Annotated in this window: 17 protein-coding genes; 9 read left to right on the top strand and 8 right to left on the bottom strand. The window is 69.3% G+C overall.

What is annotated here, in order from left to right:
- From KYX17_RS30890 to KYX17_RS30870, 5 genes are all read left to right on the top strand, one after another.
- Entirely contained in the window at positions 1 to 1722 is a 1722-nt protein-coding gene (locus KYX17_RS30890; RefSeq protein WP_243233498.1) for a helicase-associated domain-containing protein, read from the top strand.
- A gap of 47 nt (positions 1723 to 1769) precedes the next feature.
- Positions 1770 to 3431 (top strand): DNA repair helicase XPB, encoded by a 1662-nt coding sequence (locus tag KYX17_RS30885; RefSeq protein ID WP_243233495.1) that lies wholly within the window; start codon positions 1770 to 1772, stop codon positions 3429 to 3431.
- Between the two features lie 57 nt (positions 3432 to 3488).
- Positions 3489 to 4175 carry a response regulator transcription factor gene (locus KYX17_RS30880; protein ID WP_137417653.1) on the top strand — a complete coding sequence of 229 codons (687 nt, stop codon included), beginning with the start codon at positions 3489 to 3491 and terminating at the stop codon, positions 4173 to 4175.
- Positions 4176 to 4249: 74 nt separating this feature from the next.
- Positions 4250 to 5938: a HAMP domain-containing sensor histidine kinase gene (locus KYX17_RS30875; protein ID WP_308220994.1), complete on the top strand. Its 1689-nt coding sequence runs from the start codon at positions 4250 to 4252 to the stop codon at positions 5936 to 5938.
- 108 nt (positions 5939 to 6046) lie between these two features.
- Complete coding sequence (locus KYX17_RS30870; RefSeq protein WP_137417655.1) at positions 6047 to 6334, top strand: WXG100 family type VII secretion target; 288 nt, start codon at positions 6047 to 6049, stop codon at positions 6332 to 6334.
- 80 nt (positions 6335 to 6414) lie between these two features.
- On the opposite strand, the gene groL is transcribed toward KYX17_RS30870, so the two are convergent.
- From groL to KYX17_RS30845, 5 genes are all read right to left on the bottom strand, one after another.
- Positions 6415 to 8034: a chaperonin GroEL gene (gene groL, locus KYX17_RS30865; RefSeq protein WP_243233494.1), complete on the bottom strand. Its 1620-nt coding sequence runs from the start codon at positions 8032 to 8034 to the stop codon at positions 6415 to 6417.
- 182 nt (positions 8035 to 8216) lie between these two features.
- Positions 8217 to 8420, bottom strand: a complete 204-nt coding sequence (locus tag KYX17_RS30860) for a cold-shock protein (protein ID WP_137417657.1) — start codon at positions 8418 to 8420, stop codon at positions 8217 to 8219.
- A 135-nt stretch (positions 8421 to 8555) separates the two neighbouring features.
- Positions 8556 to 9158, bottom strand: coding sequence for a LytR C-terminal domain-containing protein (locus tag KYX17_RS30855; RefSeq protein ID WP_243233492.1), 603 nt, complete (start codon positions 9156 to 9158; stop codon positions 8556 to 8558).
- Positions 9159 to 9204: 46 nt separating this feature from the next.
- The gene (locus KYX17_RS30850; protein WP_243233490.1) at positions 9205 to 9474 is read right to left on the bottom strand and encodes a DUF3263 domain-containing protein; all 270 of its coding nucleotides are present in this window, start codon (positions 9472 to 9474) and stop codon (positions 9205 to 9207) included.
- Between the two features lie 9 nt (positions 9475 to 9483).
- Positions 9484 to 10488: a DUF2332 domain-containing protein gene (locus KYX17_RS30845; RefSeq protein ID WP_243233489.1), complete on the bottom strand. Its 1005-nt coding sequence runs from the start codon at positions 10486 to 10488 to the stop codon at positions 9484 to 9486.
- A 69-nt stretch (positions 10489 to 10557) separates the two neighbouring features.
- Here KYX17_RS30845 and msrB point away from each other — a divergent pair, with 69 nt between their 5' ends.
- Together msrB and KYX17_RS30835 are read left to right on the top strand one after the other, a co-directional pair.
- On the top strand, positions 10558 to 10965 hold the full coding sequence (gene msrB, locus KYX17_RS30840) for a peptide-methionine (R)-S-oxide reductase MsrB (protein ID WP_243233488.1): 408 nt from the start codon (positions 10558 to 10560) through the stop codon (positions 10963 to 10965).
- Between the two features lie 20 nt (positions 10966 to 10985).
- Positions 10986 to 11501 carry a nitroreductase family protein gene (locus KYX17_RS30835; RefSeq protein ID WP_243233560.1) on the top strand — a complete coding sequence of 172 codons (516 nt, stop codon included), beginning with the start codon at positions 10986 to 10988 and terminating at the stop codon, positions 11499 to 11501.
- Here the strand turns inward: KYX17_RS30835 and KYX17_RS30830 are convergent, their stop codons facing one another.
- The 3 genes from KYX17_RS30830 to KYX17_RS30820 are packed head-to-tail and all read right to left on the bottom strand — an operon-like array spanning position 11502 to position 13649.
- Entirely contained in the window at positions 11502 to 12449 is a 948-nt protein-coding gene (locus KYX17_RS30830; RefSeq protein WP_243233481.1) for a DMT family transporter, read from the bottom strand. It lies immediately after the preceding gene.
- A 26-nt stretch (positions 12450 to 12475) separates the two neighbouring features.
- Positions 12476 to 13075, bottom strand: coding sequence for a hypothetical protein (locus tag KYX17_RS30825; protein ID WP_243233480.1), 600 nt, complete (start codon positions 13073 to 13075; stop codon positions 12476 to 12478).
- 58 nt (positions 13076 to 13133) lie between these two features.
- On the bottom strand, positions 13134 to 13649 hold the full coding sequence (locus KYX17_RS30820; protein ID WP_243233479.1) for a MarR family winged helix-turn-helix transcriptional regulator: 516 nt from the start codon (positions 13647 to 13649) through the stop codon (positions 13134 to 13136).
- 97 nt (positions 13650 to 13746) lie between these two features.
- Here KYX17_RS30820 and KYX17_RS30815 point away from each other — a divergent pair, with 97 nt between their 5' ends.
- Together KYX17_RS30815 and KYX17_RS30810 are read left to right on the top strand one after the other, a co-directional pair.
- Complete coding sequence (locus KYX17_RS30815) at positions 13747 to 14073, top strand: hypothetical protein (RefSeq protein WP_243233478.1); 327 nt, start codon at positions 13747 to 13749, stop codon at positions 14071 to 14073.
- Positions 14070 to 14411, top strand: coding sequence for a hypothetical protein (locus KYX17_RS30810; RefSeq protein WP_243233476.1), 342 nt, complete (start codon positions 14070 to 14072; stop codon positions 14409 to 14411). Before KYX17_RS30815 ends, KYX17_RS30810 begins: the two co-directional genes overlap by 4 nt.
- Positions 14412 to 14456 lie beyond the last annotated feature (45 nt).

Here is a 14456-nt window from a genome sequence, read left to right as displayed (position 1 = left end):
GTGGCGGGCCCCTCGGACGAACGCGCGCTGGCGTCGCTGCTTGCCGCGTCCGGCGACGAGGAACTGGCCCAGCTCTTCGCCGCACGAAAGCTCCCGCCGTCGACCCCCGCGCAGGATTTCTTCGACGTCGCGGCAACGCTTCTCACCGACGCCAGCGTCGATCGCGCCCTGACCAGACTGGCCGCACCCGAGCTCGCCGCCCTGGCCGCCGCACAGACGGGGCCGGTGGCTGCACCCCTTCGTTCAGCGCTCGCATCCCGCGCCCTGCTCGATGCCGACGGTGTCCCGTTCCAGACGGTGCGGTCGCGACTGGCCGAACGGGCCGGGTCCGAGGCGTTCACCTCCCCCGCGGTGGCGCCTCTCGCCCCCGCGGATCCGCCGAGCGTCGCGGCTGCCGCGGAGCGCGCTTTCGAGCAGGTCGCCTCGCTCGCCGACATCCTGCTCGCCGCCGCATCCGCTCCTCTGTCGCGCACGGGCGCCGGCGCGATCAGCGCGACCGAACGCCGTCGACTCATCGACGACGGCGCGGTCGCCTCGGCGGAACAGCTCGAGGATCTCATCGTGCTCGGAGCCGACGCGGGGCTGCTCAGCGACGAGGATCGCAGCTGGCAGGCGACGGATGCGGCACCCGAGTGGCTCGACGAGGGCACGAGCGACCGGTGGGGCGAAGTGGCGTCGGCGTACGTGCGCGCTCTCCCCGAGGCTCTACGCACTCCCGAAGGCGGCTTCCTCCCGCCTCCCGCGTGGCCGGGCGTCTACCGCCTCGACCCCGAATGGCCGGAACAGGCTGCGGCACTGGTGCGCCGGGGGGTGCTGTGGGGGGTTCTCGCCGACGATGGGCTGCTGCCCTGGACGGCGCAGCTGTCCCGCACGGGAGAAGTGGACACGCGCACCCTGACGGCGGCCTTGCCGCCGGAAGTCGACAAGATCTACCTGCAGGCCGATCTTTCCGCGATCTCTCCCGGCCCGCTCGCGCCGCGACTCGAGCAGCGCCTGCGTCGGATGGCGACACGCGAGACCAGGGCGCAGGCCTCGACCTATCGCTTCACCGCCGAGTCGTTGACAGCCGCGATCAGCGGCGGCGAGAGCGCGGAGTCCCTGCACGCCTTCCTGTCCGAAATCTCGCTCACCGGCATCCCCCAGCCGCTGGCGTATCTCATCGACGCGACCGCGGCGCGTCACGGCGCGATCCGCGTCGGCACGGATGCCGCCACGGGCCGTACGGTGGTGCGCAGCTCGTCGCCGCAGCTGCTGGCGACCATCGCCGTCGATCAGTCGCTGCGCCCCGTCGGTCTCGTGGAGCACGAGGGCGCCCTCGTCTCGCGCGCCGGGCGGGACGCCGTGTACTGGTCGCTCGTGGATGCGCGCTACCCCGTGGTCGCCGTCGACGAGAACGACCACCTCGAGCGGGTCTTGCGCCGCTCGATGCGACAGGCCGCGTCCGAGCCGCCGCCGCGCGAACAGTACCGGGAGCTCATCGCGGCCCTGCGCGGCGCGCAGTCCGGGGACGCGGACGCCGCCTGGCTCGAGCGTGAACTCGAACAGGCCGTGCGCGCCCGCGCGACGATCGACGTCACGGTGAGCCTGCCGGACGGTTCGACGAGGGTCTTCGCGCTCGAGGCGACGGGTCTCGGCGGCGGGCGCCTGCGCGGGCTCGACCGTGCCGCCGACGTCGAGCGCACGCTACCGATGACGAGCATCGTCTCGGTGAGCCCGCGCTGACGGCGAGCCGACCCTCATCCGCCGCCGCGCCGGTAAACTCGACGGTTATGTCCGACGGCCCCCTGATCGTCCAGAGCGATCGCACGGTTCTGCTCGAAGTCGCCCACCCCGAGTCCGAGAACGCACGGCACGAGCTGGCCGTCTTCGCCGAGCTCGAGCGTGCTCCCGAGCACATCCACACCTACCGCATCACGCGCCTCGGACTGTGGAACGCCCGCGCGGCCGGACACGACGCGCAGGACATGCTCGACACCCTCGACCGCTGGTCGCGCTTTCCCGTGCCGCCGTCGGTCGCCACCGACATCCGCGAGACCGTCGGCCGCTACGGACGCCTCGTCATCGAGCGAGGTCCGTACGGCGACGACGAGGACGCCCTCTTGCTGCGCTCCACGGATGCGGCCGTGCTCGCCGAGGTCTCCCGCAACAAGCGCATCCAGCCCCTGCTCATCGCGCACCCTTCCCCTGGCGTGCACGTGATCGACGCCTGGGCGCGGGGTCAGATCAAACAGGAGTTGCTGAAGATCGGCTGGCCCGCCGAAGACCTGGCCGGCTATACGCCAGGCACCCCGCATCCGATCGACCTCGAAGAGACCGACTGGTCGCTGCGGCCCTACCAGCGTCAGGCCGTGGACATCTTCACGGAGGGCGGCTCCGGCGTCGTCGTGCTCCCCTGTGGCGCGGGCAAGACCCTCGTGGGGGCGGCCGCCATGGCCGACACCAAGACGACGACGCTCATCCTCGTGACCAACGCCGTGAGCGCGCGCCAGTGGCGCGACGAGCTGCTCAAGCGCACCACCCTCACCCCCGAGGAGATCGGCGAGTACTCGGGCCAGGTCAAAGAGGTCAAGCCCGTCACGATCGCGACGTATCAGATCCTCACCGCGAAGCGGAAGGGCGAGTACGCGCACCTCGCGCTGCTCGATGCCCTGGACTGGGGCCTCGTGGTCTACGACGAGGTGCATCTGCTTCCGGCACCCGTGTTCAAGCTGACCGCCGATCTGCAGGCTCGACGCCGCCTCGGCCTCACGGCGACGCTCGTGCGCGAGGACGGACGCGAGGGCGACGTCTTCAGCCTCATCGGCCCCAAGCGCTTCGACGCGCCCTGGAAGGAGATCGAAGCCCAGGGGTTCATCTCCCCGGCCGCCTGCTTCGAGGTGCGCGTCGACCTGCCCGCCGACGAGCGGCTCGAATACGCCGCAGCCGTCGACGAGGACCGCTATCGTCTGGCCGCCACGGCCCCGGCGAAGATCGACGTCGTGCGGGCCCTCGCCGCACGACACAGCGACGAGCAGATCCTCGTGATCGGCCAGTACCTCGACCAGATCGACATCATCGCCGAGGCGCTCGGCGCCCCGAAGATCACCGGCGCGACCCCGGTCGACGAGCGCGAACAGCTCTATCAGGCCTTCCGTGAGGGAACGGTGCCGCTGCTTGTGGTCTCGAAGGTCGCCAACTTCTCGGTCGACCTGCCGGATGCGTCCGTGGCGATCCAGGTCTCCGGATCGTTCGGGTCCCGCCAGGAAGAGGCGCAGCGTCTCGGACGCCTCCTGCGGCCGAAGAGCAACGGCCACACGGCCAGCTTCTACACGCTCATCGCCCGCGACACCGTCGATCAGGACTTCGCGCAGAACCGTCAGCGATTCCTGGCGGAGCAGGGCTACAGCTACACGATCCTGGATGCGGACGACCTGCTGGCCGCAACGCGCTGACCCGCCGGGAAGGCCCGCATCCAGCCATCCCACCGAATCGGTCACCATAATGGGCCTATGACCGCACCGCGCATCCTCGTCGTCGACGACGAACCGAACATCCGCGACCTGCTCATCACGAGTCTGAAGTTCGCCGGTTTCCAGGTTCGCGCCGTCTCCAACGGGGCACAGACGATCTCGGCCGTCCTCGAGGAGGAGCCGGATCTCATCGTGCTCGATGTCATGCTGCCCGACATGAACGGCTTCAGCGTGACCAAGCGCCTCCGCGAGGCCGGATACACCGCTCCGATTCTCTTCCTCACCGCGAAGGACGACACCGAAGACAAGATCACCGGACTGAACGCCGGTGGCGACGACTATGTCACCAAGCCGTTCTCGCTCGACGAGATCGTCGCCCGCATCCAGGCGATCCTGCGCCGCACGATGCAGGCGGACGAGGAGTCGGTGATCCGCGCCGGCGAGATCACCATGGACCAGGACACCCACGACGTGTACGTGGGCGACGCGCAGATCGAGCTGAGTCCCACCGAGTTCAAGCTGCTGCGCTACCTCATGCTCAACCCGAACCGGGTGCTGTCCAAGGCGCAGATCCTCGACCATGTCTGGGAGTACGACTTCAACGGTGACGCGGGCATCGTCGAGAGCTACATCTCGTACCTGCGTCGCAAGATCGATCCGCACTCCTCGGAGCCTCTCATCCAAACCAAGCGCGGCTTCGGCTACATGCTGAAGACCAAGTCCTGACACCGGAGCGCGCCCTGGGCACCGAGAGCGACAGCGTCACACGCTGGTGGCGCGGGATCAGCCTGCGCGCGAAGGTGACCGGCGTGACGGTGGCGGTGCTCGTCATCGGACTGCTCGCGGCGGGCCTGGGCACCATGGTGTTCCTGCGTACGACGCTGCTGACGAACCTCGACCAGAACCTCAAGCAGGTCGCCCAGTCGGCGATCGCGAGTGCGCTGGTGGAAGCCACGATCGACTCCGACGGCAATCTCGAGTTCGCACCGCGAGCGGAAGCCGGCGGCACCGCCTACACGGTGGCGCTGTACGCCTGCACGGCGGAGGGCACACGGCTCGCGGTCGCGGGAGGCCAGGATGCGTCCACGACGCCAGTGCTTCCCGACACCTATCCCTGCGACCGCGCCTACATCGACCAAGACACCGTCACGACGCTCGACGGCAGCAACAACTCCCACTTCCGCGCGACGGTCATCGTGACGCCGGTGGAGGGGACCAATGCGACCGTCGTGCAGCTGGTCGCGGTGCCCACCGGTCCGACGGAGCGGATCGTCGCCACCTATCTCGGCATCTACGCGATCCTGGCGTTGGTCATCGTGATCGCGAGCGCCTTCCTCATCCGCTGGGTCGTGACCCTCACCTTCCGCAGCCTCGGGCAGGTGGAGCGCACGGCCGATGCGATCGCCGGCGGCGACTTCAGTCAGCGCATGACCGACATCGAGCCGGACACCACCGAGGTCGGCCGCCTCAAGCGCGCCATCAACACGATGCTCGGGCGCGTCGATGCGGCGATCTCGCAGCGCGATGCCACCGTCCGCCAGATGCGCCGGTTCATCGGAGACGCGAGCCACGAGCTGCGCACGCCCCTCGTGACCGTGCGCGGCTACGCGGAGCTCTACCGGATGGGCGCGATCCCGGATGAGGAAGCCACCGCGCAGGCGATGGAGCGCATCGAGAAGGAGGCCATGCGCATGACCTCCATGGTCGAGGATCTTCTGGCCCTCGCGCGCCTCGATGAGAAGCGCGATCTCGTGCTCGCGCCCGTGGACCTGCGCCCGATCGCTCGCGATGCGGCACTGGATGTCGGCGCCTCGGCCCCGCAGCGCAGCGTGAGCGTGATCGATACGACCTCGGCCGCCCCCGAGCCCCTGCGGACGCCCCCGGTCTCGGCCTCACCGCAGGCACCCGCAGATGTGCCGCCGCGGCGGCGCGGCGCCGTTCCCACGGCCGCGATCACCCTGGCTGCGCGCCTGCGACGACGCTCGCGCGACGGCGGCGACACCGGAGAGGTACAGCCGCTGCCGGTGGCCTTCCATCCGCGCACGCCGATGATGCCGCCGGTCGTCATGGGCGAGGAGAACCGCATCCGTCAGGTCGTCGCGAACCTGCTGGGCAACGCGCAGCGCTTCTCCGCGCCGGACTCCCCCATCGAGCTGCGCGTGGGCACGGACCTCGAGAACCGCATGGGTTGGATCGACGTGATCGATCACGGCGAAGGTATTCCGGAGCAGATCCGCACGCAGATCTTCCAGCGCTTCTGGCGCGCCGACACCTCCCGCGCCCGGGAGACGGGCGGATCGGGGCTCGGTCTGTCGATCGTCGCCTCCATCGTGGAGTCGCTGCAAGGCACCGTCGAGGTGCGCGACTCCGAGGGCGGCGGAGCGACCTTCCGGGTCTCGCTCCCCCTCGCCGTCGACCAGGATGCGTCCGCGCACCTGCTCATCGACACCCAGCCCTTGGAGCGTCTACCGGATCTGCCGCTGTCCTGATCTCCCCAACCGGCACGATCCGATGAGTGCTCCCCGTCCCCGCGGCAGGGTCGGCGGCGCGAGGGACGCGGCCCCTAACGTCGGAGTCTCCGACAGAGAGGGGCTCCCATGGCGACCTTCGCCGTAGACAGCGATCAAGTGGCGTCAGCGACCATCGCGATCCGTGGAACCATCGACCGACTGCAGGGAGAGTCCACCGCGCTGCTCGCGCAGCTGGGCGCACTCCAGAGCTCGTGGACCGGGGCCGCATCCGGCATGTTCCAGGGCACGATCGAACAGTGGCGGGCCGCCCAGCGCACCGTGGAGGATGCCCTCGCGAGCATCCACGTGGCGCTGGGTGTGGCCGCGCAGCACTACACCGAGGCGGAGCAGGCGAACATGACGCTGTTCCGCTGACGTCTCCGGTTCCCCCGCCGGAACGGCGGATGCCCCGGTCCCTTGCGGGGCCGGGGCATCCGTTTTCGTGAGGTCTGGACTCAGAAGTCCATGCCGCCCGACGGGTCAGCGGGAGCGGCAGCAGCCTTCTCCGGCTTGTCGGCGACGACGGCCTCGGTGGTCAGGAACAGACCGGCGATGGACGCGGCGTTCTGCAGCGCCGAACGGGTGACCTTGGCGGGGTCGATGATGCCCTGCGCGAAGAGGTCGCCGTACTCACCGGTCGCGGCGTTCAGGCCGTGACCGACGGGCAGGTCCGCCACCTTGTTGGCGACGACACCGGGCTCAAGACCGGCGTTGAGGGCGATCTGCTTGAGCGGAGCCTCGATGGCGACGCGCACGATGTTCGCACCGGTCGCCTCGTCGCCCGACAGGGTCAGACCCTGGAAGGCGGTCTTGCCGGCCTGGATGAGCGCGACACCACCACCGGCGACGACACCCTCCTCGACGGCAGCCTTCGCGTTGCGGACGGCGTCCTCGATGCGGTGCTTGCGCTCCTTGAGCTCGACCTCGGTGGCCGCGCCCGCCTTGATGACGGCAACGCCGCCAGCGAGCTTGGCGAGGCGCTCCTGGAGCTTCTCGCGGTCGTAGTCGCTGTCCGTGTTGTCGATCTCGCGACGGATCTGGGTCACGCGACCCTCGATCTGAGCGGAGTCGCCGGCACCTTCGACGATCGTGGTCTCGTCCTTGGTGATGATGACCTTGCGGGCACGGCCGAGCAGGTCGAGGGTGGCGTTCTCGAGCTTGAGACCGACCTCCTCGGTGATGACCTGTCCACCCGTGAGGATCGCGATGTCCTGCAGCTGGGCCTTGCGGCGGTCGCCGAAGCCGGGAGCCTTGACGGCGGCCGACTTGAAGATGCCGCGGATCTTGTTCAGCACCAGGGTCGCGAGAGCTTCGCCCTCGACGTCCTCGGCGATGATGAGGAGCTCCTTGCCGTCCTGGATCACCTTGTCGACGATCGGCAGGAGGTCCTTGATGTTCGAGATCTTCTGGTTGGCGATCAGGATGTAGGGGTCTTCGAAGACCGCTTCCTGACGCTCCGGGTCGGTCACGAAGTAGGGGTTCAGGTAGCCCTTGTCGAAGCGCATACCCTCGGTGAGCTCCAGTTCGGTGCCGAAGGTGTTGGACTCCTCGACCGTGACCACGCCCTCCTTGCCGACCTTGTCGATCGCCTCGGCGATGAGCTCGCCGATCGCGGGGTCGGCGGCGGAGATCGACGCGGTGGCGGCGATCTGCTCCTTGGACTCGATCTCCTTGGCGTCGGCCAGCAGCGCCTCGGTTACCGCGGCGACAGCCTTCTCGATGCCCTTCTTGAGCGAGATGGGGTCAGCACCGGCGGCGACGTTGCGCAGACCCTCGCGCACGAGTGCCTGTGCGAGGACCGTGGCCGTCGTGGTTCCGTCACCGGCGACGTCGTCGGTCTTCTTGGCGACCTCCTTGACGAGCTCCGCGCCGATCTTCTCGTACGGGTCGTCGAGCTCGATCTCCTTGGCGATGGAGACACCGTCGTTCGTGATCGTGGGTGCGCCCCACTTCTTCTCGAGGACGACGTTGCGGCCACGGGGACCCAGGGTCACCTTGACGGCGTCGGCCAGGGTGTTCAGGCCGCGCTCGAGGCCACGACGGGCCTCCTCATCGAAAGCGATGATCTTTGCCATGTGTGTCTCGTCCCTCCCGGACGTTGGCTTGTGTCTTTAGCACTCAGTGATATCGAGTGCTAATCCATTCTGGCACTCGCCCCCGGGGAGTGCAAGCCGCCGCGAACGCGCCGCGAGAGCGCGGCACACACGACGAGACCCCCGGGCACCGACGGGTGCTCGGGGGTCTCGTGAGCGGGGTCTCAGGCGACGATGCGAACCGACTCGGCCTGCGGACCCTTCTGTCCGCTGCCGACCGTGAACTCCACGGCCTGCCCTTCTTCGAGGACGCGGAATCCGGTCATATCGATGTTCGAATAGTGGACGAAGACGTCCTCACCGTCGCCGGAGGTGATGAATCCATACCCCTTCTCGGCGTTGAACCATTTGACGGTGCCCTGGGCCATACGAGTCTCCTGATGCTGTAGAACGCAGTCATCGTATGCAGCCGAAACAGCGCCGAAGCGACGGATTCGGCACAGTTGACACAGCAGCCGCGAACTATTTACGCCGCGGAAACACGGGACCCTCGGCGATCAACTTCAGGAGGTCGGACTGGGGCTGGGTGCCCCCGCAGCGGTGCGATCGAGTCCGATGACGACCGTCAGCTGCTTCGCCTGCGACTCGTCCACATCGGCCGTGCCGGCGTCATCCGTCGGCTGATACTGGGTGCTCTGGGCGATCTCCGCTCCGCCGATGAGCTCCGCGAGCCCCTTCGCCGCCGCCTCGTCGCCCGGGAACGCGTAGTAGACCGTCGTCTGGGGGAAGTCGGTGGCGCTGGCGCTGCTCGCGTTGACGAGGTCGGCACCCCAGCCCTTCGCGATGAGTTCGTCCTTCAGGGTGGTCGCCAGTCCCGTCTCCGGCGTCGCGTTGAGCACCAGCACGGAGAAGGACATGTCGACGACGGGCGTCACTTCGGGGGTCGGCGTGGGCGTGGGCGTCGGGGAGGGCACCAGCACGATCCGCCCGGAGAGCACCAGGCTCCCGAAGATCCCCGCAGCGATGAGGACGATCGTGACGACGATCGCCCAGAGGGTGACGACACCCGCTCGCATGCGCGGGTTCTCGGCACGATGGGCTCCCACACGCCCCGAGGTGTTCGGCAGGTCGTCGAAGCGGTCGCGGGGATGCGGGGTTCGGGACACCCCACGATGCTACCGGAGCGCGTCACCCCGCCCACGGAGCGAGGCCTCAGGCGCCGCGTCGAACCGTCGATCGCTCGCGTCGACGCTCGTCACGGATGCGCCGCAGGCGGCCGACCAGGAGCGGGTCGTGGGCAAGGGCGGCCTGCGAGTCGATCAGCCGCCCCAGCAACTGGTAGTACCGCGCCGGAGTGAGCTGCAGCTCGACGCGGATCGCCTCCTCCTTGGCACCGGTGTGTCCGAGCCAGCGCGCCTCGAAGGCGAGCAGCTGGGAGTCCCGCTCACTCAGAGCGTCGGATGCGGAGTCGCGCACAGGCACGGGGCAACGCTAACCGAGTCCTCCCGCCGCATCCGGACGCCACTCCACGGCTGATCCCAACGGGTCCACCGCGGCGAGCACCTCGCCGTCCAGCGCCAGCGCGAACCGGTCGCTCGGCCAGGCGGACGCATCGATCGGTCGCCGCCACCCGTCGTGCAGCCCCGGGGCGTCGATCGTGATCCAGCGTCCTGATGCGCGTGCAGCGTCGATGATGCGCCGCCGCCCGTCCCGAGGGACGTGGGCGAGGACTCCGGGCGTGGTGACCACGAGGGTCGCGTCCGGCGGGGCGTCGAGCGCGAGTCCGGCGATCACGTCGGGCGCCGCCGCATCCGCTGCGTGCAGGATCGGCGGCTGCGCGGCCGCGATGTCGAGTGCCGCGTCGATGCGCTCCCGGCGCCCGCTCTCCCCCGGCCACACGAGCCCTGTGAGCCAGCGGCGGTCGTCGGTGGAGCGAGCGTCGAGCGGATGCAGGTCGATACCCGCCCGCCACACCACGGTCGGGAGGTGCATGTCCACCTCGGGACCGCTCCACGTGGATGAGAGCACGACGGGTGCGGGGCCGCCGGCCGGATCCAGCACGCGTGTTCGGCCGGAGTCCAGGGTGTAGCGATAGGAGTAGCGATCCGGGTACAGGCACAGGCCCGCGCTGGCGCCGATCTCGAGCAGCGCGATGGGCCCCTCGATCCGAGACAGCGCCGGAAGCAGCGCCGCACAGCGCAGCGGCTCGTTGGTCTGCACGGAGCGCGCCGCGGACTCCGCCACCAGGGCGTCGGCGTGCGCGAGCACCCACGCCGCCCAGTCGGCCCCCTCTGTCTCCGGCGCTCCCAGAAGCCTGCTGACGGCGAACACCAGGGGCGGCTGCCGATGGCTCGCCGGAATCCGCGCCAGGACTGCGGCGAGTTCCGGCGTGGTCCACACCGAGTACGCCCACTGCTCGTAGAGACTGCTGCGGCCCGGCGCCTCTTCTTCGGCGAAGCGCCGGTAGCGCGCGATGACGGCCTCGAGTTCGCTCACCCGCTCATTCTCGGTCACACGGGAACAGTGCCCTCGCGGGTCGGGTTGAATGGAGCAGAAGGAGGACCAATGAGCTACGCAGTGAACAAGTCCGAGGAGCAGTGGCGCGAGGAGCTCGGAGCAGACAAGTACGCGGTCTTGCGTGAGGCGGCGACGGAGCGCGCGTGGACGGGCGAGCTGCTCGACGAGTCGCGAGCGGGTCTGTACGCGTGCGCCGCGTGCGGCGCCGAGCTGTTCCAGAGCGGAACGAAGTTCGACTCGCACTGCGGCTGGCCGAGCTTCTACGAGTCGGTCCGCCCCGAGGCCGTGGAGCTGATCGAGGACAACAGCCACGGGATGGTGCGCACCGAGGTGCGCTGCGCCTCCTGCGGCTCCCACCTCGGCCACGTGTTCCCCGACGGCTTCGGAACCCCCACCGGCGACCGCTACTGCATGAACTCGATCGCGCTCGAGTTCACGCCGGAGGCCGGGGATTGACCACCGGCGCACGCGACGCGATGCGCGTGCGCCGATCGTGGTCCAAAGTGACCGACGAGGCGCCGACGCATAACGAGCTCGTCGACATGGTCGCGGCCGCGGGACGGGTGGCCGACCACTCGTCGCTGCGGCCGTGGCGGCTGATCGAGCTGCGCGGCGCGGACCGCGAGCGCCTCGGACGCGCCATCCACAAGGCGGAGAAGAAGCATGGCGCATCGACCAAACCGTTGCGCGCCCCGCTGCTGATCGCGGTCGTCGCCCGCATCCAGAAGGACAAAGTCCCGGATTGGGAGCAGGAGGCGGTCGCATCCGGAGTCGCGCACATGCTGAGCCTCGCGCTCGACGAGGCGGGATGGGGCGTCATCTGGCGCACCGGGAGCTACACCCGCAGCAAGGCCGTCGCCAAGGCGCACGGGCTGCGCAAGAACGAACGGCTGCTGGGCTGGCTCTACGTCGGCGGTAAGCCCGACCGTTCCCGCGAGACCCGGGTCAAGCAGATCGACGGCGCCGCGTTCCTCACCAGGATGCCGCGCTGATCACCGGCGTCGCCACCGGGGAATGGTCGCTACGACGATGCCGGTGACAGCGACGACCACGGCGATGACTGCCACCTCGAGGGGCGGTCCGGCATGCCCGGGAAAGAGCGCGTCGATGATGACGGAAGCGCTGAGCAGCCCGACCACCGATCCGAGCCCCAGCTGCAGCACGCCGGTGTGGCGGACCAGCGCCGCCGACAGGAAGATGTAGACCACGCCGATGACGCCACCCGTGTAGAGCCACGGCTCCGACGGCAGCCGCGGTGGGCCTGCGATCCCGAGATGGATGGCGGCTCCCGCCGCCAGGATCACCGTCCCCCCGGCGAAGTTCACGAGCGTGGCCGTCAAGGGACTGCCCACCTCGTTGCGCAACCGCCCGTTCGTGGCCTGCTGCCAGGCGATTCCCGCTCCCGCGAGCAAAGGCAGCACGAGCAGCCAGACCGGGGCGGATGCCGCTCCCTCACCGAACATGGAGACCGCCACCGCCGCGACGACGAGCAGAGCGCCGACCAAGCGCCCGACCGTGACCCCAACGACGCCCGCGGGCCCGTAGCCGATCCGGTCGAGGATGACACCGTTCACTGTCTGACCGGCGACCACACCGACCGTGAAGGCTGCGACACCGATCGCAGCGACCGCCAGCCCCTGCGTGACGACGGTGAACGCTCCCGCCCCGCCGCCGAGGATCATCCATACCGGGATGCGGCGCTCGCGGACGCCTCCGACGAGGCGGACGACTCCCGCGCGACCGGCTGGCAGCAGCGAGCTGAGGGCGAGCAGGATGACGAAGCCCGATCCGAAGGAGATCGCGGCGGCCGTCAGCGCATCTCCGATCGCTGCACCCAGTGCTCCGTTGACCTGCGTCTGGGTGGCGGTGAGCACCCCGACGAGAACGGCGCCGGCCACGGCGATCGGTCGCGGCAGGCGTCGCGGGTGGAGCGGGGGCACCGATCGAGCCTACCCGGGCGCCCGGTTCACGACCCCCAGATGTCAGCGACCAGGTCGGTCAGCAGCGCCTCGCCGTCGGTGTTCGTCGCCGACTGATAGATCCACACGCCGTCGCGCACGTAGATCGTCTCGACGGTGTCGACGGGGTACGTGGTACCCGCGATCGTCTGCGTGCAGATGTACGCGGGCATATCGCCCACCTGGCACGAGTAGCCCTGCTCCGGCAGGGTCGACTCTGCGTACGACTGCGCGGCGGCCGCATCCGCTCGGCTGACCAGCAGGAGGTATCCCGTCGCATCCCCCACGATCCAGTTGCAGCCGAGGGCGAGGCTCGCGCCGGGCGGCACCGGGCGCGTGAACTGGGCCGCGTCGCCGTACTCCGTCATCTGATCCACGGTCGCCGCGCGCGTCTGGGCTGAGCCGACCGCACCGCAGTCGGCGGGGATCTGCACCGGCTTCGACTCCGGGGTCGGAGTGGTCGTGGCGGCTGGCGTCGACATCGGCGTATCGACCGGCGTGGCCGCCGCGCTGGTCGCCGCGGGAGATCCGGCCGGGCCACCGCATCCCGTCAGCATGAGCGTCAGGCCCGCGATCACGGCGGCACCGATGAACGTGGTCTTACCCATCGCCTACCCCCTCGTGCGGGCGAGTGTACGCCGCGCCCGTCGCGGACGGTATGGGGGATCAGGCGGGGACGGAGCCCTGCACGAGCGGCGGCTCGACCGCATCGACGGCTTCCGTCATCGCCTGGAGGAAGCCGACGATGGCATCCGCGTCATCCGGGTCGAGGGACCGGACCGCGGCCATCATCCGCGCGTGCATGCCGTCGAGAGTGCGGCGCACCTCGACGTGCGCGAGGTCGGTCGTCTCGACGAGGAGGCGCCGTCGATCCTGCGGGTGCGGTTTGCGTCGCAGATGCCCGCTGCGCTCGAGGCGATCCAGGATGCCGGTGACCGAGGGCGTGGAGACCCCGAGGTAGCGGCCGATATCGACAGGCGAGACCTCCCCGCCCTGGTTCGCTGCCCGCATCAGGTACTGCAGTACGAGGAGATCGTTCTCGCCCATCCCCATGGAGTGCTGCGTACGACGACGCATCGCCATCTCGGAGGCGCGATAGGTACGCAGGGCGTCCAGGACTCGCCGGCCGGCCTGCTGGCGCACATCATTCGCGTCGTACCAGTACATCGCGCGGTCGCTCATCGGACCTCACGATTCGCGAAATGTTTGTTTGCCATATCGCTAGCCTAACTAGTAATGTCCCCCTCGAACAAGCTTCTCTCGATCGAAAGGCACCCTCATGGGACAGCTCTACTACGCCAACGCCACTGCCCCGATCGAGATGAGCGATCGTCTGCTGGCGCACGTCAAGGTCGTCGCCACGACGAAGCTGCGACGCCAGGAGTCCTTCACGATCAATCTCCGCGGCGCCGCGGGCCGCGAGACGTTGTGGATCCACTCGTCGATCCCGCTGCGGTTCGTCTTCTCCTCCGCCGAGCCGGAATCGCTCAACCCCGGCTTCCTCCAGTCGCTCGCCGAGGCGGCCAGCTCGACGGCGGGGCTCACGGTGGACATCGACGAAGAGGTCCCGGCCGCTCAGCAGCAGCCGCGACGGCGGGCGGCATGACGACGACTCTCGCGCCGTTCGTCGCCGTCGCTTCCCGGACCACGTGGAATCAAGCCGACGACGGACTGTACGTCGCCCAGCGCGACGGCGACTTCTTCGGCTACATCGATCGGAACGATGACGGCAGCTTCGTCGCCTTCGACCGCTTCTCCTCGCCGGTGGGGCGCTACACCACGCTCGCCGCCGCGAAGGCGTCGCTGATGACGGTCGTCTCGGACCCGGTCAACCGTCAGCGGTTGCGCATGCGCGAGCGCCTGCCCTTCGTCGCTGCGACGTGGGCGGGGCTCGCAGCCATCGCCGTGGCCATCACCGCCGGCGTTCTGCTCCCCGGCTTCTGAGGCTTCGCAGCTCTGAGCGTCGAGTTCACATCGAAGCCCGGTTTC

This window comes from Microbacterium sp. CIAB417 (assembly GCF_022788845.1).
This window is presented reverse-complemented; position numbering and strand designations above follow the sequence as displayed.